The sequence below is a fragment of the Nocardiopsis lambiniae genome (assembly GCF_031845465.1).
Classification (GTDB): domain Bacteria; phylum Actinomycetota; class Actinomycetes; order Streptosporangiales; family Streptosporangiaceae; genus Nocardiopsis; species Nocardiopsis lambiniae.
Genome location: NZ_JAVREP010000034.1, coordinates 1 through 20,519, shown reverse-complemented (window position 1 = coordinate 20,519; position 20,519 = coordinate 1). Strand labels below are relative to the sequence as shown.

At 72.7% G+C, this 20,519-nt stretch carries 17 protein-coding genes; 10 read left to right on the top strand and 7 right to left on the bottom strand.

Annotated features, from left to right (window positions below; all coding sequences use genetic code 11):
- Positions 1 to 113 precede the first annotated feature (113 nt).
- The 3 genes from RM479_RS26930 (at position 114) to RM479_RS26920 (ending at position 2,308) form a co-directional block, all read left to right on the top strand.
- Complete coding sequence (locus RM479_RS26930; protein WP_311514493.1) at positions 114 to 413, top strand: hypothetical protein; 300 nt, start codon at positions 114 to 116, stop codon at positions 411 to 413.
- Positions 414 to 547: 134 nt separating this feature from the next.
- The gene (locus RM479_RS26925; RefSeq protein ID WP_311514492.1) at positions 548 to 973 is read left to right on the top strand and encodes a hypothetical protein; all 426 of its coding nucleotides are present in this window, start codon (positions 548 to 550) and stop codon (positions 971 to 973) included.
- Positions 974 to 1,819: 846 nt separating this feature from the next.
- Positions 1,820 to 2,308, top strand: a complete 489-nt coding sequence (locus RM479_RS26920; protein WP_311514491.1) for a hypothetical protein — start codon at positions 1,820 to 1,822, stop codon at positions 2,306 to 2,308.
- Positions 2,309 to 2,466: 158 nt separating this feature from the next.
- Here RM479_RS26920 and RM479_RS26915 read toward each other — a convergent pair whose 3' ends face one another.
- Positions 2,467 to 2,760: a hypothetical protein gene (locus RM479_RS26915; protein ID WP_311514490.1), complete on the bottom strand. Its 294-nt coding sequence runs from the start codon at positions 2,758 to 2,760 to the stop codon at positions 2,467 to 2,469.
- A 493-nt stretch (positions 2,761 to 3,253) separates the two neighbouring features.
- Positions 3,254 to 4,045 (bottom strand): NRDE family protein, encoded by a 792-nt coding sequence (locus RM479_RS26910; protein ID WP_311514489.1) that lies wholly within the window; start codon positions 4,043 to 4,045, stop codon positions 3,254 to 3,256.
- A gap of 318 nt (positions 4,046 to 4,363) precedes the next feature.
- Here RM479_RS26910 and RM479_RS26905 point away from each other — a divergent pair, with 318 nt between their 5' ends.
- Both RM479_RS26905 and RM479_RS26900 read left to right on the top strand, forming a co-directional pair.
- Entirely contained in the window at positions 4,364 to 6,874 is a 2,511-nt protein-coding gene (locus tag RM479_RS26905) for an HAD-IC family P-type ATPase (RefSeq protein WP_397223275.1), read from the top strand.
- Positions 6,875 to 6,950: 76 nt separating this feature from the next.
- Positions 6,951 to 7,427: a nucleoside deaminase gene (locus RM479_RS26900; protein ID WP_311514488.1), complete on the top strand. Its 477-nt coding sequence runs from the start codon at positions 6,951 to 6,953 to the stop codon at positions 7,425 to 7,427.
- Positions 7,428 to 7,892: 465 nt separating this feature from the next.
- Here RM479_RS26900 and RM479_RS26895 read toward each other — a convergent pair whose 3' ends face one another.
- From RM479_RS26895 to lnt, 4 genes are all read right to left on the bottom strand, one after another.
- On the bottom strand, positions 7,893 to 8,441 hold the full coding sequence (locus tag RM479_RS26895) for a suppressor of fused domain protein (RefSeq protein ID WP_311514487.1): 549 nt from the start codon (positions 8,439 to 8,441) through the stop codon (positions 7,893 to 7,895).
- 78 nt (positions 8,442 to 8,519) lie between these two features.
- Positions 8,520 to 8,843 carry a nuclear transport factor 2 family protein gene (locus RM479_RS26890; protein ID WP_311514486.1) on the bottom strand — a complete coding sequence of 108 codons (324 nt, stop codon included), beginning with the start codon at positions 8,841 to 8,843 and terminating at the stop codon, positions 8,520 to 8,522.
- A gap of 207 nt (positions 8,844 to 9,050) precedes the next feature.
- Positions 9,051 to 9,581, bottom strand: a complete 531-nt coding sequence (locus RM479_RS26885) for an FxsA family protein (protein ID WP_311514485.1) — start codon at positions 9,579 to 9,581, stop codon at positions 9,051 to 9,053.
- Positions 9,582 to 9,674: 93 nt separating this feature from the next.
- Positions 9,675 to 11,225, bottom strand: a complete 1,551-nt coding sequence (gene lnt, locus RM479_RS26880; RefSeq protein WP_311514504.1) for an apolipoprotein N-acyltransferase — start codon at positions 11,223 to 11,225, stop codon at positions 9,675 to 9,677.
- A gap of 694 nt (positions 11,226 to 11,919) precedes the next feature.
- Between lnt and RM479_RS26875 the strand changes: the two genes are divergently transcribed.
- The 3 genes from RM479_RS26875 to RM479_RS26865 all read left to right on the top strand — a co-directional run bounded on the left by RM479_RS26875 (position 11,920) and on the right by RM479_RS26865 (position 17,118).
- Positions 11,920 to 13,137 carry an ABC transporter ATP-binding protein gene (locus tag RM479_RS26875; protein WP_311514503.1) on the top strand — a complete coding sequence of 406 codons (1,218 nt, stop codon included), beginning with the start codon at positions 11,920 to 11,922 and terminating at the stop codon, positions 13,135 to 13,137.
- Positions 13,138 to 13,575: 438 nt separating this feature from the next.
- Positions 13,576 to 15,705 carry a prolyl oligopeptidase family serine peptidase gene (locus RM479_RS26870; RefSeq protein WP_311514484.1) on the top strand — a complete coding sequence of 710 codons (2,130 nt, stop codon included), beginning with the start codon at positions 13,576 to 13,578 and terminating at the stop codon, positions 15,703 to 15,705.
- Positions 15,706 to 15,915: 210 nt separating this feature from the next.
- Positions 15,916 to 17,118, top strand: coding sequence for a cupin domain-containing protein (locus RM479_RS26865; protein WP_311514483.1), 1,203 nt, complete (start codon positions 15,916 to 15,918; stop codon positions 17,116 to 17,118).
- 65 nt (positions 17,119 to 17,183) lie between these two features.
- On the opposite strand, the gene RM479_RS26860 is transcribed toward RM479_RS26865, so the two are convergent.
- Positions 17,184 to 17,996: a TetR/AcrR family transcriptional regulator gene (locus RM479_RS26860; RefSeq protein WP_311514482.1), complete on the bottom strand. Its 813-nt coding sequence runs from the start codon at positions 17,994 to 17,996 to the stop codon at positions 17,184 to 17,186.
- Between the two features lie 633 nt (positions 17,997 to 18,629).
- Here RM479_RS26860 and RM479_RS26855 point away from each other — a divergent pair.
- On the top strand, positions 18,630 to 19,370 hold the full coding sequence (locus tag RM479_RS26855) for a DUF2306 domain-containing protein (protein ID WP_311514481.1): 741 nt from the start codon (positions 18,630 to 18,632) through the stop codon (positions 19,368 to 19,370).
- 258 nt (positions 19,371 to 19,628) lie between these two features.
- On the top strand, positions 19,629 to 20,489 hold the full coding sequence (locus tag RM479_RS26850) for a (2Fe-2S)-binding protein (protein WP_311514480.1): 861 nt from the start codon (positions 19,629 to 19,631) through the stop codon (positions 20,487 to 20,489).
- The last annotated feature ends 30 nt before the right edge of the window (positions 20,490 to 20,519 follow it).

Sequence of the window (20,519 nt, the reverse complement as noted above, 5' to 3'; positions counted from 1 at the left end):
CGACCAGGGAGGACTTGAGCCCCTCTTGGTACACCGGGTCCTAGAATCCAGGGAGGATTCCCTCACCGGGACCGCCCGACCGGCGGCCCCTCCCTCCGAAGGGGAGCGCCTGCATGTCCACGGGTGAAGAAGATCGGCTCCGGGGGGACGGCCCGACCGCCCCGGACGCCCCTTACGGGTGTCCACCGCTGGAGGAGGACGAACCCGACGTCCGTCTGTCCCGTCGCGATCCGCTCTTCCCGCACGAATTCCTAGCGGGCTGGCGGCATCCGGACGGCGAGTGGCACTGGCGTTACCACGCTGAATTGGGCGAACGTTCGTTCACCATCCGGATGACGGCCGAAGCGGACGTACCGGTGGAGGAGATGGCGGAGCGGATACGGGGGGTGGCCGTACTCGGTGAGACGTCGTGACACCGTGATCCCTCGTCGTACCCCGCCGCGTCGACCGAGGCGACGCGCAGGGCCCGGCCCTCGTGCACCCGACCGTGGCGGCGTCCGCGTCTTCCGCCCGGCCGACACCCGCCCCGCACAGGAAGGCAGCGCCCATGACCCGACGCTCTCCGGTCCCTCTGGCACTCGAGGTGGTCGACTACCTGCCCAACCCGCACGCCCCTGCGGCACTGTTCGAGACCTCGGACTCCGTGACCTGGTACCTCCAACTCGGGGCGTACACGCATGAGACCGCCCGGTCGGCGGCCAAGACCATGTCGGACGAGGTGCTCGCGGCCCTGCTCATGGGCTTCGGCCTGGACATCCCCTGCGACGTGGCCCGCCGTGATCCCGTCGGCTCCCTGGGCCCGCTGGCGGGTGCCATCGTCACGGCGAAACTGATCCCGCCCTCCCTCCGCAGGCGGAGTGGGGAAAGGGCGAAGGAGGACGGTGACGGGTCCGCTCCCCGGTCCGAGGAGGGCGTTCCACGGCCGCCGACGTCACGGCTCGTCCACGTCGATGACCGGTACGGACACGGCTGAGACGCGAGCGTCCGGGGGCCGGACGGCCTGTCGGTTCCGAGTACCGACGTCTGCCGCCCCACTCCGGCCGACACGGGTGCGGGTGCTCACCCCGGTCGGGGAGCGGATCCGTGCCCCGGGGGGAGGGTTCGGGGCGGAACACCGGTCGGGGTCCCTCGCGCCGTCGGCGGGGCGACGACCCCGTGTTCGACGGCGCTCTCGGTCCTGTCCGCCTCCGACCCCACCGCGTCCTCCCACTCGACGTGGCGTTCGCTGTACCGCGCCCCGGGAGGCGTTTCCAGGGCGTGGGCGATTCCGGGGGTCCCCGTGACCGAAGCGGCCCGCTCGGGCCGGCCGAGCCCTCTCGTGCCGGGACCGGAGAAGGATCGACGCAGAAGTCGCAAGCTTCGCACACGGCCCTGAAAAGTCATCACAGGGGGCCCCGAGCGGCGGCTCGTCGCGCAGAGCCCTCTGCCTCGGCCGCCCGAAACCCCGTCACCCAGGCCACCGACGACAACGCCTGGGGCGGCGCGTCCCCGCGTGCGCGGGGCTCACCGGTGCTCGCGCGGTCGTCCGTCCCCGATACCGGACATCTCCGCTCACACGGGGACGGTCGGTGGCCGCGCTCGGTCAAGGTTGGGCCGGCTTTGGTTCATCAGGGGCCGTGTCCGGCGCTCTGAGCGGCACGGACACGGAAAGGCTGTCTCCCGGACGAGCACCCACGGCCCACAGGGGCCCGTGTGCCCGGCGCCGTTCCCGAATGCGGCGCCAGGACCCGGACAAGCGGCCGGGGAACGGCTCGCGAGGGTGCACCGAGCTCAGGAGGACACGATGTCGTCACGCGCCACACACCTCACCGCGGCAGCGGTGGCAGGAGTCGCACTGGCGGTGCTCGCGCCGGTGGGCGCACACGCGGACAGCACGGTGAGGAAGGACCTGGTCGCCGCCAAGAGGGCCACGGCGAAGTACCAGGACGAGGCCCGGGCGATCGCCGACGGCTACATACCGAGCGACGAGTGCGTGGAGAGCCCGGAAGGCGTGATGGGCTACCACTACGTCAACCCGTACCTGATCGACCGCGAACTGGACCCGCGCACCCCCGAGGTGTTGGTCTACCAGCCCGACGGCTACGGCGGCCGCAAACTCGTCGCGCTGGAGTACTTCTACGTCGACGCGGACCAGGACGTGGAGACCGACGACGATCGCCCCTACCTCTTCGGCCGGCCGTTCGACGGGCCCGACGAGGGCCCGGCGCCGGGTTTGCCGGTCAACTACACGCTGCACGTGTGGCTCTGGCAGCACAACCCGAGCGGCCTGTTCAGCCCGTGGAACCCGGCGGGGTCCTGCGAGGTGTGATCACCGGCGTGAAGGTCTGAAGGCCGTGGCCTCGGAGCGTGTGCTCCGGGGCCACGGCCTCGTTCGGGAAGGAGAACGTCCTCACGATCGCCCCCTCACCGCGTGCGCGGGGTCATCCGGATCCGGCTCCATGACCTGAACCGTTCAAAGAACGGTGCCTAGCCCTGCGTCGGGTCGCCGTCCAGCTTGCGCCGCTCCCGGCGGTCGGGGTGGCGGATGGCTACTCCCGCCATGCCGCCGGACCCGGTGAGTCGGATCAGCGGAGTTCCCGGAAGCCGGTCGGGAGTGGTCTGGTCCGTCAGGCCGCCAACGCCGGGATCCATGCCCCTGGTGTCTGCGGCCCAGGCCTCGGGGAGGACGATCGTGACGCCCGATGTCTCCTCGTACGCCTCCACTGCGACCTCCCTGAGACGGCACTCAACCCGGGTGAAGTCGATCTTCACACCTCCCACGCCTCCGTGAGCGATCACGTGCCCGGGAACCTCCCAGCGCCCGGGGCCTCAAGACGCGCCGCACAGGCCGCCCTTGAGCACCAGTGGGGTGGGACCGCTCATCTCGGGTCAGTTCCATCCCCGCGTGCGCGGGGCTCACGTCAACCGCTGCTTCCACGACCAGAGCGTCCGCGGTCCATCCCCGCGTGCGCGGGGCTCACACGCCCTCGACGAAGATCCGGCCGGCCATGTCCGGTCCATCCCCGCGTGCGCGGGGCTCACTCGCCCCTGCGAAGCACCAGGTTGGCGTGGTCCGGTCCATCCCCGCGTGCGCGGGGCTCACGCTTGATGACCTGCAACAACACGAGCCGTTATCTCCGCGTTATCCATGTTCGGGGGAAGCCGTTCGCCGTCCCCGATCACTGTTGCACGAGTGGCGGCACCATCTCAACGCCCATGCCGGGTCCGCACCGGTGTCTCCGCCGAGGACGGCGGAACCTTGGGGCACCCCGGGTCAACGGACGTCGGTGTCCACCATGGTCCAGGTGTCGGGGTCGGCGGGGGTGGCGGTGAAGGCGTAACGGACCGTGTCACGACCCACGGCCAGCAGGGTGATCGACCCGGTCGCCCAGATCCGCCCCTCGCCGAGGTCGGCGTGGGCGATGAGACCGCCGGGGTCGCCGGCGTCGTCCAGCCCCGCCGAACGCGGGCGGGCGTGGGCGGCCTCGGTGATCAGCCGCAGCCAGTCACCCCAGATCTCCTCGGGTGTGCGCGCCCCGGTCGGGTCGGGATCGGGGCGGGCGTTCGCGAACGCCGGGGTGTGGCGCGTCGCCCGTGGGTCGGCGGGGTCCAGACCGGTGTTGACGATGACGCTCACCCCCGTCGGGATGTGCCGGGTGTCCATGCACCGCCCGTCCCAGCTGTACAGGGTGGCGTGGTGGGCGTCGGCGTCCAGCAGGTGGAAAGGCGCGTACAGGGTGGGGTCCTCACCGTGCAACGGGTCGCGGACGGGGTGGTCCAGGGCCCGCAGCGGCAGTTCGCCCCGGCTGGCCGGGTAGGTGCCCTCCCAGGGCATCCGTCCGTCCCAGGGCCAGCCGTTGAGGAGGGCGGCGACGCGGGCGCGGCGCGGGTCGACGGCCAGCCAGGTACCGCCGGCGAGCCGGTCACGGCCGCCGATGAGGCCGGGGCGGTCGGGCCAGTGGCGGCCGGGGCCGTCCCAGGGACGCACACGCATCTCGTCCCGGATGGCGGCGATGACCAGCGGTGTGTCGGCGTCGGGGTCGAATCCGACGATGACGGTGCACATGTGGACCTCTACCTATCCGTCTCTCCCGGTCCCCGCGGTGGGACGTCTCAGGAAGTGGGAACACGGTACCCGGACTCGTCCGGGACGTACACCGCCGCTCCCGGGTGCGGGGTGGTACGGGTCCCTTCCCCGGTCGTGGTGGTGTCCCCACCCGGTTTCGGGGGGCGCTCGCGCCCGCGTCCGGTGAGCGGGATCTTCTACGCTTGTGTCCCTCCTTACTCTTGAGGCGTCCCCTTGGAAGGTCCGTGGGCCGGTCCCCTCCCGGTCTCCTCCTTCCCTGGTGGGGCGCATCCCTTCATGTCACATCCAGGAGCACGTGTGCCCGAACAACCCGACGGCGGCCTCGCCGCCGTACCACCGCACCCGAGTGGGCCCAACCGGCCGCCGGAGGAACCGGGCCTGACCCTGTCGGAGGTCGCCGAGCGCGTGGCCGCGGGCCGGACCAACGACGTTCCGGTACGGGCGGGCCGCACCGTCACGCAGATCATCCGGGGCAACGTGTTCACCCGGATCAACGCGATGATCGCGGTGCTGTTCGCGATCATCGCCGTGATCGGCCCCGTCCAAGACGGGCTGTTCGCGATGGTCATCCTCATCAACACCTTGATCGGCATCGTCCAGGAGTTGCGCGCCAAGCGGACCCTGGACCGGCTGGCCATCGTCAACGCGGCCCGGCCCCGGGTGGTGCGCGGGGGCGCGACGGTACGGGTGGCCTCCCAGGAGATCGTCCTGGACGAGGTCCTGGAGGTGGGGGTGGGCGACCAGATCGTGGTCGACGGCACCGTCACCTGGTCGGGGGCTCTGGAGGTCGACGAGTCCCTGTTGACCGGTGAGGCCGACCCGGTGGTGAAGAAACCCGGGGACGCGGTGATGTCGGGCAGTTTCGTGGTGGCGGGCACCGGACGGTTCCGCGCCACCAAGGTGGGCAGGCACGCCTACGCGGCGCGGCTGGCCGAGGAGGCGAGCCGGTTCTCGCTGGTGCGCTCGGAGTTGCGTTCGGGCATCAACCGGATCCTCACCTGGATCACCTACGCCCTGTTCCCCATCGGCGGGCTGCTGATCTACAGCCAGTTGTTCATGGGCGGCCATGTGGCGCTGGACGAGGGCCCCCCAGGGGGACAGATCTCCGGGCCGTTGGCGGACGCGCTGCGCGGCATGGTGGCGGCCCTGGTGTCGATGATCCCCGAGGGACTCATCCTGCTCACCAGCATCGCGTTCGCGGTCGGGGTAATCCGCTTGGGCCGGTACCAGTGCCTGGTACAGGAGTTGCCCGCGATCGAGGGTCTGGCCCGGGTGGACGTGGTGTGCACCGACAAGACCGGCACGCTGACCGAGGTCGGCATGAAGATGTCGGAGATCCGCGACCTGGGCGGCGGCTCCGGGTCCGGGCCCTCCCCCACCGAGGTGCTGGCGGCGTTGGCGGCGCACGACCCCGACCCCAACGCGAGCATGGCGGCGATCGCCCAGGGCGTCGAGGCGGGCGGCCACCGGGCGCCGGAGTGGACGCCCATTGCGCAGGCGGCGTTCTCGTCGGCCCGCAAGTGGAGCGGCATGGGTTTTCGCACCCCCGAGGGTGACGTGAACTGGGTGCTGGGCGCGGCCGACGTTCTCGCGCCCGCCCATCCGGCGGCGGCCGAGGCGGCCCGGCTCGGTTCCCAGGGGCTGCGGGTCCTGCTGCTGGCGCGGTCCACGCTCCGGCCGGACGACCCGGCGGCGCCCGGTGAGGTGAGGCCGGTGGCGTTGGTGGTGCTGGATCAGAGGGTCCGCGCGGACGCGAAGCCGACCCTGGACTACTTCGCCGGTCAGGGGGTGGACGTCAAGATCGTGTCGGGCGACCACGCGGCCTCGGTCGGGGCGGTGGGCCGGGAGCTGGGGCTGGCGGGCGCCGAGCGGCCGTTGGACGCCCGGGACCTGCCCGAGGCCTCCGAGGAACTGGGGCGCCGGGTGGACGGGCATTCGGCGTTCGGTCGGGTCACCCCCGAGCGCAAGCGCGACATGGTCCGGGGGTTGCGCGATCGCGGACACACGGTGGCGATGACCGGCGACGGCGTCAACGACGTGCTGGCGCTCAAGGAGGCCGACATCGGTGTGGCGATGGGCTCGGGGAGTCCGGCGTCACGGTCGGTGGCGCAGCTGGTGTTGCTGGACGACCGGTTCGCGGTGCTGCCCCGGGTGGTGGCCGAGGGACGTCGGGTGATCGGCAACATCGAACGGGTGGCGAGCCTGTTCCTGACCAAGACCGTGTACACGATGGTGCTGGCCACGATCGTCGGCCTGTTGGCGGTGTCGTACCCGTTCTTCCCCCGGCACGCGACGCTGATCAACGCGGTGACGTTCGGGATCCCGTCGTTCTTCCTGGCGTTGGCCCCCAACACCGACATCGCCCGACCGGGGTTCGTGGCGCGGACGCTGCGGTTGGCGGTGCCCTCGGGCATGGTGGCCGGGTTCGCGGCGGTGACCACCTACCTGTTGGTGCTGGGCGGGCGGACGGTGCCCGACCCGGCGGACCGGACGGCGGTGGTGATCACCCTGTGCACGACCACCCTGTGGGTGCTGTTGCTGGTGGCGAAACCGTACGTGTGGTGGAAGGTCGTGCTGGTGGGGTCCATGGTGGGGTTGTTGACCCTGGCGATGGTGACCCCGGCGGGGCGGTGGTTCTTCGACCTGGACGTGAGCGACCCGACCAAGGTGCTGACGGGTCTGGCGGTGGCGGGCGTGGCGATCGCCGTCATCACGGTGATCCGGGTGGTGGACGATCGGGCGATCGCCCGGTCGGAGGCCCGTGCCGCCGAGGAGGCCGCCAGGGAGGACGCCCCGGCCCCGGTCTGACGGGCGACGGCCGCACCGCCCTCGCGGGTGGCGCGGCCGTGCCGTGTGCACGGTCGTGGGGACGAAGGAGGAGACGGTGGACGAGAACGATCCGAGGTACCTGCGCCGGGCGGTGGAACTGGCCGCCGAGGCGTTGGCGGTGGGTGACGAGCCGTTCGGTTCGGTGTTGGTGACGGCGGACGGCGAGGTGCTGTTCGAGGACCACGACCGCGTCTCCGACGGCGACGGGACCCGGCATCCGGAGTTGGCGATCGCGCGGTGGGCGTCCGCCCACCTGCCGCCGGAGGAGCGGGCGGCGGCGACGGTGTACACCTCCGGCGAGCACTGCCCCATGTACGCGGCGGCGCACGGGTGGGCCGGGCTGGGGCGGATCGTGTACGCGAGTTCCTCGGCGCAGCTCACCGAGTGGCTGCGCGCGTGGGGCGTGCCGCCCGGCCCGGTGCGGTCGCTGCCGATCAACGACATCGTCCCGGACGTGCCGGTGGAGGGCCCGGTCCCGGAGCCGGCCGAAGCCGTGCGCGCCCTCCAGGCCCGTGCCCACGGCCGCGTCTGAGCCCTCTCCTGCGGCGGAGCGCCCGCCCGGCTCTCGTGCGGGGTGGAGCGGAGGGTGGACACGTCGCCGTCCAGGTCGATCGTCGGCGACGCGTCCAGCGCCCGGGGCAACCGGGTGAGCGGGGGATGGTCGGAACGGAGTCGCCGCCCTCGATGCCGGAGATCTGGGGCCGGGCCGGGCCGGGCCGTGTCGGCACTGCGGGCCGCGTCGGTCCGGGACAGGCCGAGCCCCGTGCGCCGATCGTGGACGGCCCTCCCCGGGGCGAGGGGGCGTGTCCGGCCTCCCCGGGCCGGGGACTCCTCGACCCGCTCCCCGAGCAGCGCTCCGGTCCGACGGGTCCTCCCTCGGGAGTGGTTCACCGATGCGTCCCCGTTCTTTTGGAACGCGTCCGAGCGGCGACCGGCGAAGATCCCCGTGACCGTGTCCCGGGGTCTGCGGGGCCGGTCGGGGTTCGGCGGTCGGGGGTCAGACGACGGGTGGGCGGTCGATGGCGAGGATGTCGATGCCCTCGGCCTCCAGGAGCTCCTCGAAGACCTCCGGGCCCTCGGTGAGGATCACCTCGGCCTCGCTCGCGTGGACGGGCAGCAGCCACAGGTAGCGGACGCCGCCGGGGGCCTGTTCCAGCAGGGGACCGTACGGGTAGGGCGGGCTGAACAGCAGGTGCTCCATGCGGGAGGTGCCCGTCCAGGGGCGGCCGAGGTGCAGGACCGAGCCGACGTCGACCCGGTGCTCCTCGAAGGAGTTGAAGTGGGCGACCATGGCGAGGGTCTCGGCGTGGTCGTCGGTGTCGAAGGGCGCCATGAGGACGAACTCCGTTCCGCCGTGCGCGGAGGCGCCCACGGTGGCGTAGTTCCACCCGCGGTCCGGGGCGCGCTGGGCGATCCGGTAGGTGACGAAGTCCGGAAGCCGTTCCAGCACGGGGCCGTCCGTCCAGGTGACGGGTTCCGGTTCCCGTCCCGGCCAGAACCCGCGAAGGTGCTCCTCCAGGGTCGTCGTCCCCGCCTGTTCCTCCACCGGTGCTCCCGCCCTCGCGCGTCTTCGGACCGGTGCCGTTCTACCGCTCCGAGCGCCCCTTGTCACACCGGCACCCGCTCAGCCCTCCCGGATGGTCATGCGGGTGATGGCGTCGCCGTCGACGGCGAAGGTGAACGCGCTGGGGCCGTTGGCGTGGTTCGACCGCCAGTCCCCCGCGACCCGGACGCCGTCCGGGGTCTCTTGGACCGATTCCACGGTCAGCACGCCCCGGGAGCCGATGAACTCCGTGGCGCTCCAGGCCGCGATCTCCTCACGCCCCAGGAACTCGCGTCCCCAGTCGTCCACCACCGCGTCGGCGGCGAAGGCGTCCAGTGCGGCCTCGTCGTGGGCGTTGACCCGGTCGAAGAACGTCGCCACCGGTTCGGGGATCCGTGTGCTCACGTGCGGCCTCCTGGGATGCGGTCGTCGTCCGCGATCCTCGCATCCCCGCGTCCGGATCCGGGGCCACCGCGGGTCAAGGTCGGGTCAACACCCGCGCGCGGCTTTCGATCGTTTCCGATCACTTCGATCGCGGACGTGTCGGGGCCCGCCGAGGGACGGACGCTCGGCGGGCCCCGTCGTTCCCGGCGGACCGGGAGGGGAGGGTCGTCAGTCCTCGTCGTCCCGGACCGGCTCGAAGTGGCCCTGGATGACCCGGCCGCGCGAGGTGGGCGCGGGCCCGGGCCCGTCGGCGGGGGCGGACGCCCCCGCGGGTCCCCGGCCGGGGACGCTCCCGCCCTGGGCGAGGAACTCGCCTTCCATACGTTCCTGCATGCGCCGCATCCGGCGCTGCGCCCAGCCGGCGAAGGCCCAGCGCAGGACCGGTCGGGTGAAGGGCAGTACCAGGAGCAGGCCCACCGCGGCGCTGAGGAAGCCCGGGACGATCAGCAGGACACCGCCGGCCATGAGCATGAGCGGGTCCAGCAGACCGCCGCGCGGCTGTTGGCCGGAGCGCAGCGCCTCGTCGGCGTCGCGGAAGGCCCGGGTCCCCGCCCGGCGCAGCACCGCCACGCCCAGCACCAGCAGGGAGACCAGGACCGCCAGCGTCCACGGGACGCCGATCCACCCGCCGACCACGATCATCAGCCACACTTCCACGAAGGGCAGCGCCATGAGCGCGAGCACTGTCAGAAGCGGCATGTGGAACCTTCCTCGGGTCGTACGGGCCGGGGCGGGCCCCCCTCATCGGGAAGAACGCCCCGGTGTCCCCCATGGTTCCCCGAGGGGGGTCGTTCATCCGTGGGCGGACGCCCGGTGGGCCCGCCGGGAGAGGATCACCGACGCCACGACGGCCGCCAGCCCCAGGGCGCCCAGGAAGGCCTCCGGCGCCGCGCCCAGTCGGGTGGCGACGGTGGGTCCGGCGGTGGCGGTCAGCTCGGCGATGTGGACGTCCGCCTCGGCCTCCGGGGACCGGTACGCGACGGTGCCGTCGGGGTTCACGACGGCGCTGATGCCGCTGGTGGAGACGACCACGGCCGGGCGGCCGTGCTCGACGGCGCGCAGCCGTGTGATGGCGAGCTGCTGGTCGGACTGGCCGGTGAAGTTGTAGTTGGCGTTGTTGGTGGGGATGACGATGATCCCGCCGCCGGCGGCCACCGATTCGCGCACCGGGGCGTCGAACGCCACGTCGAAGCAGATGCCGACGGCCAGGGTGGTGCCGCCGATCTCCAGGGCGCCGGGGTCGGTGCCGGGGACGGCGTCGGAGCTCACCTGTTCGAGGCGCTGCACGAACCGGGTGAAGAAGTCGCGGTAGGGGATGTACTCGCCGAAGGGCACCAGGAAGCGTTTGTCGTACATCTCGCCCGGCCCGGTCTCGGGGTCCCACACGACGCTGGACACGTAGCGGCTGCCGTCGTCGTTGAAGCGGCTCATGCCCCACAGGAGGGGCACGCCGGCGTCGGCCGCGGCGGCGTCGATGGTCTCGCGGGCGACGGGGTCGCGGAACGGGTCGATGTCGCTGGCGTTCTCGGGCAGCACGATCAGGTCGAGCGCGGTCCCCTCGTCGCGGGCGAGGGCGGCGAGGTCGTGCACCCCTTGGGCGTGGTTGTTCAGGACCTGCATGCGTTCGCCGGCGACGGACATCTCGCCGACGTTGGGCACGTTGCCCTGCACCATGCCGAGGGTGACGGTCTCCCCCTGGGCCGGGCGCCCCAGGCCCGGGGCCAGGGTCCCGCAGGCCACCACGGCGGCGGAGGCGGCCAGGGCGAGGGCCGCAGTGGGCGCGCCGGGGCGCGGGCCGCGCGAGGCGAGGCGCAGGGCGGCCCACAGCAGCAGCCCGCCGGCCAGGGCCACGGTGAAGGTCACGAGGGCGGAGGAGCCGAGGGCGGCGTACCCGGCGAAGGGCGTGTCGGGCTGGGCGAAGGCGAGTTTGCCCCAGGGGAAGCCGCCGAGCGGCCAACGGGCGCGCACGGCCTCCTGGGCGACCCACAGCGCGGCGGTCCACACCGGCCACCCGGGCAGGCGCGCGGCCAGGGCGATGCCCATGGCCATGGGCACGAAGTAGACGGTCTCGGCCGCGGAGATGAGCAGCCAGACGTCGACGCCGAACACGTCCTGCCAGCGCACGAGGGGGACCATGAGGCAGGCCCCGGCCAGGGCCCCGAGCCAGGCGGCACGGCGCACGCGGGTGCCGGCGACGGCGAAGACGAGGAGGGCGGCGCTCAGCGGGCCCAGCCACCACAGCCCGTAGGGGGGCAGGGCGAGGAGTTGGGCCAGACCGGAACCCGCGGCGGCCAGAACGCGCCACAGGAGGTCGAGGCGGCCCCAGCGGCGACCGAGGGGCAGGACGTCGTCCCGGGCGGCCGGGGGCGCTTGTGGCGCTCCGGACGCGGTGGGACCGGCGTCTCCCCGTTCCGTGTGTTCGGTGACCACGTGGGGTCTCGCTTTCCGCAGGTGTCGAGAGGATGCGGTCAGCATATTGGGGGGACGCGGAAAAGGCCCGAATCACCCTTCGGACCGGCTCCGTCCCGTCGGCGGCGAGCTCGGAAGACCGTTGTCTACTGGATGTTCGGGCCTTTTCCGGGTCCAACCCCCCGCCCGGTCGCGGTACTCCGCCCCTCACCCGATCCCGGCTGCACCTGGCGCGTGATGCAGCGTCCGATCGGACGAGTGGGGGACGCACAACCGGTCCGTCCAGTGCTGGACTGGTCGTTAGGTTACCCAGACTCCTCAACCGGATGCCTCAACCCGGCCGCCGTGTCGTGACGGCCTCGTCGAGTGTCCGGTGGGAAGGAAGTGGTGAACCGTCGGACAGGCTAACGCACCTGGGGCCGCCACGCCAGCCGAGCACCTCGGGTTTCAGTCTGACCGCAATCAGATCGACGTGGGTTCGACTCTAGACTTTTCGATCAACTTCCTGTCTCATATGATCAGAAAAGCAAACCGGTTCGATCAACTTCAGAGCGAACCGGTGCGGGTGACCCGGATCTGCGGCCACGAGATCCCCATCACCCCCCGAATCGACGCAGCGGAGCACAGCATGGCGGAGATCGTCCTTGAGGGCGTTGACAAGATCTACGGAGGCGGCGTCAAGGCCGTCGACGACCTGAACCTGCGGATCGAGGACGGCGAGTTCATGGTGCTCGTCGGCCCGTCCGGGTGCGGCAAGTCGACCGCGCTGCGCATGATCGCCGGCCTGGAGGAGATCTCGGCGGGCACCCTGGTCATCGGCGACGAGATCGTCAACGACCGCCCGCCGAAGGACCGCGACATCGCGATGGTCTTCCAGAACTACGCGCTCTACCCGCACATGACCGTCGAGCAGAACCTCGCCTTCGGCCTGAAGCTGCGCAAGGTCGCCAAGCCCGAGATCGCCCGCCGCGTCCAGGAGGCGGCCGAGATGCTGGGCCTGGAGCCCTACCTCAAGCGCAAGCCGGGCGCCCTGTCGGGTGGTCAGCGCCAGCGTGTGGCCATGGGCCGCGCCATCGTCCGCGAGCCGCAGGCCTTCCTCATGGACGAGCCGCTGTCGAACCTGGACGCCAAGCTGCGCGTCCAGATGCGCGCCTCCCTCAACCAGCTGCACGAGCGTCTGGGCGTCACCACCGTCTACGTCACCCACGACCAGATCGAGGCCATGACCCTGGGCGACCGGGTCGCGGTGCTGCGCGACGGCCGCCTCCAGCAGGTCGACACCCCCAAGCGCCTGTTCGACGCCCCCGTCAACCTGTTCGTCGCCGGGTTCATCGGCTCCCCCGCCATGAACTTCGTGGACGCCTCCCTGTCGGCCGACGGCCAGGGCGCCGTGCTCAAGTTCGCCGACCACAGCCTGCCGGTGCCCGCCTCGGTCCTGGACTCCCGCTCGGGCCTGCGCGAGTACCTGGGCCGCGACATCATCCTGGGCATCCGCCCCTCGGACTTCAGCGACGCCGACCTCGACGGCAACGGCGACCCGCGCATCGAGGTGACCGCGGGCGTCACCGAGGAGCTGGGCACCGAGATCAACGTCATCTTCACGGTGGACGCCCCGCCGGTGCGCCACGAGGACGCCACCGCCCTGGCCAAGGACGCCGCGGGCGACGACCCCGACAGCGAGGCCGGGATGCCGCTGGGCGCGGGCCGGTCGCTGTTCACCGCGCGGGTGAGCCCGCGCAGCCAGGTCCGGCCGGGCAACCGGATCAGCCTGTCGGTGGACGTCAGCCAGCTCCACTTCTTCGACCAGGTGAGCGGTCTGGCCATCGGCCACCCCGACAACTCCTGATCCCGGTCGTTGCCGGGAGCGTCGACTCCCGAGGCGGTCCCCGGTCGGATTCCCACCGTTTCCGGCCGGACCCCACCGCCTGACGCTCCCTCTTCCCGGCGGCGTCCCGTTCTCGCGGGACGCCGCCTCTTCCGTGGGGGCGCCCGGAAGACCGGAGCGGGAACGTCGACGCGGTGGCCTCGGGCCCGCTGGCACCGGGCGCCCGGGCACCGCACGGGGCGGGGTCGTCGGCCGCGAGCCGACCTTCGGGGGCGACGGGGGTGGAGCGGCGACCGGAAAGGGTGCGACCGAATCCCGGGGCGGGCGGCTTCTCCGACCGGCTCCGCGCGGGACGACCGCGACGGCCTGCGGGTCTCACCCGAGGGTAAGGTCCGTGTGGATCAGCGGTGAGATGGTTCTTTCTTGACCGTCCGACACGGCGGGCCGAACCATGTGAAGGTGCGCAACCGAGCCCCCGGAGTCGCCCTCGTCCACGAACCCTCATCGGTCGTGGACACCCTGCACGGCCGTCCCGTACCCGACCCCTACCGCTGGTTGGAGTCCGCCGACTCCCCCGAGACCCTGCGGTGGTTGGAGGAACGGGCCCACGATCACGCCCGCGAGGCCGCCACGTGGCCGCTGCGCGACCGGCTGGCCGAGCGCATCCGCGGGTACGTCGCCACCGACCTGTGGTCGACGCCGGTGCACCGACCGGGTCTGATCATGGCCACCGTCCGCCCCGCCGGGGCCGAACACCCGCGTCTGGTGGCCTTCGACTCCCCCTCCGCCGACGGGGTGCGCGCCGACCGGGCCCGGGTCGTCCACGACCCGGTGGCGGCCGACCCGAGCGGACGGACCACCCTGGACGCCTGGGAACCCGACCCCGACGGGCGTCTGGTCGCCGTGCAGAGCTCCACCGGCGGGGTGGAACGGGGTGTGCTGCGGGTGCTGCGCGTCGTTGACGGCCGCCCGGTCGGCCCCGAGGTGCGCGGGGTCAGGTACTCCCATGTGGCGTGGGCCCCCCAGGGGCCGCCCGCGTTCTACTACGTGCGACGTGACGACGGGGACGGCTCCCGCGGGGTGTGGCTGCGCCGGGTGGCCGACGGCACCGAGACGTTCGTCCGCGCCTGCTCCGGTCCCGGTACCGTGCCGGGCGTGCGCGTCCTCGGAGGTCGGCTCCTGTTGTTCACCGAGAGCCACGGCACCGGACACCGCACCGACCTGTGGTTGGCCGACCTGGGCGAGGGCCCGCTCGAACGGCCCGTCTTCCGCCCGGTCCAGGTGGACGTGGAGGCCGAGACCGAGGCGGCCCTGGGCCCCGACGGGCTCCTGTACCTGCGCACCACCGTGGACGCCCCCTGGCGGCGGATCTGCGCCGTGGACCCCGCCGATCCCGGGCCGGCGGGCTGGCGCGAGGTCGTCCCGCAGGAGGCCGGGGCGACCCTGGACGCCTTCACCCCCTGCGGGACCGCCGACGCACCCGAACTGCTGGTCGTGTGCACCCGTCTGGGGATCGACACCGCCACGGTGCACGACGCCCGCACCGGTGCGCCGCTGCGCGATCTCGACCTGCCCGGGGAGGGCATGGTGAGCGGGCCGGTCGCGGCCCCCGACGGAACGGTGCACCTGGGGTACGCCGACGTCACCGCCCAGCAGCGGGTCCTGTGCCTGGCCCCGGGTGCGGCGCGCCCGCTGCCCTGGCCCCCGGGGGACGCCGCGCCGCCGGAGGCGCCCGAGGTGGAACGCACCGTGCTGTGGTGCCGGTCCGCCGACGGCACCCGGGTCCCCGTCACCGTCCTCACCGCGCACGGCACCGCCTCGGACACGCCGGTCCCCACCCTGTTGCACGCCTACGGCGGGTTCGGCCGCCCGCGCCGGTTCGGGTTCAGCGCGACCGTCCTGGCCTGGTTGGCCTCCGGTGGCCGCTACGCGGTGGCGCACGTGCGCGGTGGCGGCGACGCCGGGCGCGAGTGGCACCTGGCCGGCGCGGGGCGCCGCAAACCGCGCGCCGTGGAGGATCTGATCGCCGCGGCCGACGCCCTGGTCGCGACGGACCTGTGCGTCCGGTCGGGGTTGTGCCTGTCAGGGGGTTCGGCCGGAGGTCTGCTGGTGTTGGCCGCGGCGGTGGCCCGCCCCGACCTGTGCGAGGCGGTCATCGCGTCGGCGCCGTTGGCGGACATGGCCCGGTTCGAACGTCTGGGGCTGGGTCGCATGTGGACCCGCGAGTTCGGCACCGTCGCCGATCCCGACGACTTCGCCGCCCTGATGTCCTACTCCCCCTACCACCGGGTGTTGGAGAGCGCGGTGCGCACGCCGGGGCCGCGGTTCCCGAGCGTGCTGCTCACCGGGTTCGACGGGGACACCCGTACCGACGCCGCCCACCCGCGCAAGATGTGCGCGGCTCTGCTGGCGGCGGCGCGGGCCGAGGAGGGGCGGCCACCGGCCCTGCTGCGCTACGAACGCGACGTGGGGCACGGCCCCCGTTCGGTCGGCCGCGCGGTGGGACTGGCCGCGGACGCGCACGCGTTCGCGGCCCACCGAACGGGGCTGGCCCCGCGCCGACCGGCGCGGGGACGGTCCTGGTCCTGAGAAAACGGCACACAGAAAGAGAGGTGCGGCGCATGGACCCCATCGAGGTCGAGGTCGAGGAGCCGACCGAGGTGACCTCCCGTGACATCACCGCGGGCGGAGACAGCGACGGTACCGACTCCAGTTCCGACTTCATCTGATCCCCACGCCCGCCCGGCCCGGCACCGTCCGGGCCGGGCGGGCCCCACGCGCGTGAAAGGCGGGACCCCCGTGTCCGACCCCGGCCACCTGTTCACCGAGGACCTGTGCGACGTCGTGGGCCGGGAGGCCTTGACCGCGCGGTTGTCGGAGGAGTTCGTGTTCGCCGACCTGGGGGCGGAGGCGGTGCGCTCCCTGGTGACGTTCGACGACCTCAACGCCCTGTTGGCGTCGTGCGCGCCCGAGCCGCCCCGGTTGCGGCTGCACAAGGACGGGTCGCCGGTCCCGGTGGAGCGGTACACCGAGGTGGGCACCGCCTCGCGGGTGACCCGCCGGGTGGTGCGCCCCGAGTCGCTGTACCGGGAGCTGCGCGCCGGCGCGAGCCTGGTGCTGGACGGGTTGGACCGGATGCACCCGCCGGTGGCCGCCGCCGCCGACGACCTGATGCGGCTGGTGCGCGAGCGCGTGCAGGCCAACATGTACCTGATCTGGGGGGATTCAAGGGGTTTCGACACCCATTGGGACGACCACGACACGGTGATCGTCCAGGTGGAGGGGAGCAAGCACTGGCGGGTGCACGGTCCCGGTTCGCGCCCCCACCCGATGAAGAACGACGTGGACCACGACCACACGCCGCCGCGTGACCCCGACGGGGAGCTCCACGTGCTCTGGGAGGGCGTGCTGCGGCCCGGTCAGGTGTTGCACGTGCCCCGGGGGTGGTGGCACACGGTGACCGGTACCGGTGAGGTGAGCCTGCACCTGACGTTCGGGTTCACCCGGGCGACGGGGGTGGACTGGGCCGAGGCGCTGGTGCGGCGTTCGTTCGAGGAGGAGGTGTTCCGGCGGGACCTGCCCCGGTTCGCCGACCCGGACGTGCGTCGCAAGCACCGGCGGGAGTTGGCGGCGCGGCTGGCGGAGTTGGTCGAGGCGGTGGACCTGGACGTCTTCCTGGCCGAGCGGGACGCGCGCTTTCCCCGACGCACGTCGTTCGCGCTGCCCTGGCCCATGGAGGAGGGGGTGCCACCCTTGGACGCGCGGTTGGAGTTCGTGCCGATCCTGCCGCCGCCGATGACCCGTGAGGGCGACAGGGTGGCGGTGTCGGTGGCGGGCCGTCGTTACCGGTTCCCCGCGGAGGTGGGGGACGCGTTGGAGGCCCTGGCCGAACGGCGGACGCCGACGGTGGCCGAACTGGCCGACGCGACCGGCGCGACCCCCGAGCGGACCGCCGAGATCGCCGCGGTCCTGGCCCGCCATCACCTGGTCCTGATCCGCTAGCACCGTCCGACGGTCACCGTCCTCCTCGGCGGCGTCGCGCCCGTCAGGGGTGCGGAGCAGTCGTGTCATCCGGCCCTTCCCGGAGCGCCGGCGGCGTCCTTGGCGCGGACGTGGGCCTCGATGCCGTCGAGGACCCGGCGGATGCCGAAGTCGAGTTCCTCGGCGGGGCCGCCCGGCCGGTCGGGGGTCCCGGGCCCGGGTTCCTCCTCCAGGACGGACTCCTCCAGCATGCGCGCGATGGTGGGGAAGGCCTCGGCGGTGACGACCCGGCGCAGACCATGGCCGTAGTCGCGTTCGATCTCGAACATGGTGCCGCCGGTGGCCCGCGCGGCGCGGACCATGTCCGCCTCGATGCGCGTCGTCTCGCGCAGCACGGCCGAGAGCAGCATGAGCATCTGCAGGGCCTCGCCGACGTCCAGGCCCGAGGCGACCAGCTCGCGCAGGCCCGCCTCCATCCAGCGCAGGCCGTTGGGGCCGCTGGGCGGTCCGGGCAGCGAGACGAGCACCGACCAGGGGTGGGCGCGGTACATCCGCCGGACGCCGTGGCACCACTCCTCCAGTCCGGCACGCCAGTCGCCGTCCTCGCGCGGCCCGGGGGGCACCCCGTCCATGGCGGCGTCGAGCATGAGGACGAGCATGTCCTCCTTGCTGTTCACGTGCCGGTACAGGGACATCGTGGTGTAGCCGAGCTCCTTGGCCACCCGTTGCATGGAGACGGCCTCGATCCCTTCGGCGTCGGCGATCTCGATCGCCTTGCGGACCACCGCCCCACGGCTCAGTTTGGGTTTGGGACCGCGACGGGCGGGCGGGGAGTCCAGTCCCCAGAGCAGTTCCACGTCCCGGACCATCCGGCTCTTGGTCTCGTCCTCGGTCGTCATGGGTCACCAGTCGTCGGATTCGTCGTTGACACCATCCTAGAACCGTGTATTACTTACACAGGTAAGTATGCGCCATAAACAGTTGGGGGGGTACACGCCATGGCACGGGAATCCCTCGCCGTTCGGGCCGAGGACCCGCGCAAGGACCACGGCGGCACCGCCGTGCGGGCCGGTCTCGAACCGGGGCCGCCCGCGGGCACCGTGCCCGGGCCGTCGGGACCCTGCGGTGCCGGTGAGACCACCCTCCGGGTCCCGGCCGCCCTGTGGTGTCCCCCACCGGCACCGCCCGTCCCCGTGCGCCGCCCGCGAACGCGCACGGGAATCACCGCCCCCCGACGGGTGGTGCGTCCTCCCCCGCGCGAAAGGCGCCCGCGCACCACCCCTGTCGGGTGAGCGCACCCTCGTTCCCGCGCCCGCCCGGCACGAGACTGCCGACATCGGCCCGCCCGGCCTCGAAGCCCCCGACCCACGGGGGCCGAGGGGCACTCGCGCCGAGACCACCCGCGTCCGTCCCCGAAGCGTCGAGATCACCGATCGGGGGCTCGGCCGGCCCCCGCTCCGGGGCCGCCCGGGGCGGGGGACCATCAACCGCACCCGGCCCGCCCGGGCCGCCCGACGACTCACGGAGAGACCATGGCACCCCCCGTGTCGACCGACACCGCCGGGCCCAGGCCCCGCCCGCGCCCGCCCCTCGAACCCGTCCGCTGGTGGCGACGGCCCTGGATCGTGCCGCTGGCCCTGTTCAGCGTCACCTTCCTGCTCTACTCGGTCCCGCCCTACGCGAGCCTGGACCCCGCCGACGCCCGGCTGCCCATCCCGGAGACCCCCGCCTGGTACTTCCCGGTGATGCTCGTCCACATCTTCGGCGGCACCCTGCTGACCGTGCTGGTGATCCTCCAGGTGTGGCCGTGGCTGCGCTCCCGGTACCCGGTCGTGCACCGCTGGAGCGGCCGGATCTACGTCCTGGCGGGGATCCCCCTGGTCGGGGTCCCGGCGCTGCTCATCGCGCCGTTCAGCAGCACCGGTCTGGGCACCCAGGTCAGCAACACCCTCTGGGCGGTGCTGTGGTCGACCTTCACCCTCCTGGGCTACGTCATGGCGCGCCGCAGACGGTTCGCCGACCACCGCGAGTGGATGCTGCGCAGCTTCGCCCTCCTCTACGGCATCGCGTTCAACCGGGTCGTCATCCTCCTGCTGCTCCCCCTGGCGATCCTCCAGGCGCAGACGGGGGCGATCCCGAACACCGAGGCGGCGATCACCCTGGCGATCGCCCCGGCGTCGAGTTTCCTGTCGTGGGTCGTGCCGTTGCTGTTCGTCGAGTGGTGGATCAAGTACCGTGGGCCGCGCCGGCGTCGCCGCCCGGTCCCCGCCTGAGCCGGACCGTGCCCCCGACCCCGGCACGGAGATTCCGGGACGAACGCGCACGGAACCCTGGATCGCCCCCGACCTGCGCCTTCCCGTTCTCGGGAAGGATCCTCCTCACGTGCGGGGATCATTGCGGGAACACCGATCGTTAGGGTAGCCTCACTTAACGAGGCGCAGACGTACCCGTTCCACCGGTGGTGGGCTGCGACCGAACCCCGGACATGACGGTTCCGCTGCGACGAAGGGGAGGTGCACACGGTGACTCCGGTGACTCCTGATCCACGTGAGGCTCTCCGTGACGTCTGCGCGCCCCTGCGTTTCTCCCCCCTGCCCGAGTTGCTCACCTTCGGGGAACTCCACGCGCGCCCGGCGGGCACCGTGCAGTGGCTCCCGGTCGGCGCGATGGCCGCCGAGGGCTGGGTGCCCGTCCTGTTCGACAAGCTCCGCACCGAGCACGGGCCCGGTCACCGGCTGCCCGCCGCCACCAACTTCCTGCGGGTCACCCTGCGCGAGCCGATCTTCATGGTGTCGGCGTCGCTGTACCTGACCGGCCGGGCACCCCTGCTCGACGCCGACACCCTGTACCTGCCCTGGGACACCGCCTCCGCCCGGTTCGCCACTCCGGTCTCGGTCGACACCCGGCTGGCCGTCCTTCCCGACGACCCGGCCGCCCACCACCCCGACACCGTGGTCGTCCGCGACCTCGACGAGCAGATCGGGCTGACCGCCGAAGCGCTGTTCGCGACCTTCGAACCGCTCATCGACGCCCTGCACGAGCACTCGCGGGCGGGCAAGCGCACCCTGTGGGGGTGGGTGCTCGACACCCTGCACTTCTACATGCTCAACCCGGCCCGCTACCTGGCCCGGGACGCCGAGGCGGCCTGGGACCTGGCCGGTCGGCTGGCCGACGCCGTGGTCGAGGCCGGCGCCGTCACCCGCAAGCGCCCGCGCCTGTTCCCCTTCGCGCCCGGACATCCCCAGGGCACCTGGGCGGTGCGGGGCACCTGCTGCTTCGACTACAAGGGCGACCCCGAGCACGGGTACTGCACCACGTGCCCGCTCAAGTGCGACACCGAGCGCGCGGAGAGCCTGTCGGAGTGGCTGCGCGATCCGGCGCTCGCCCCCTGACCCGCACCCCCCGAACGCGCGACGGGGCCG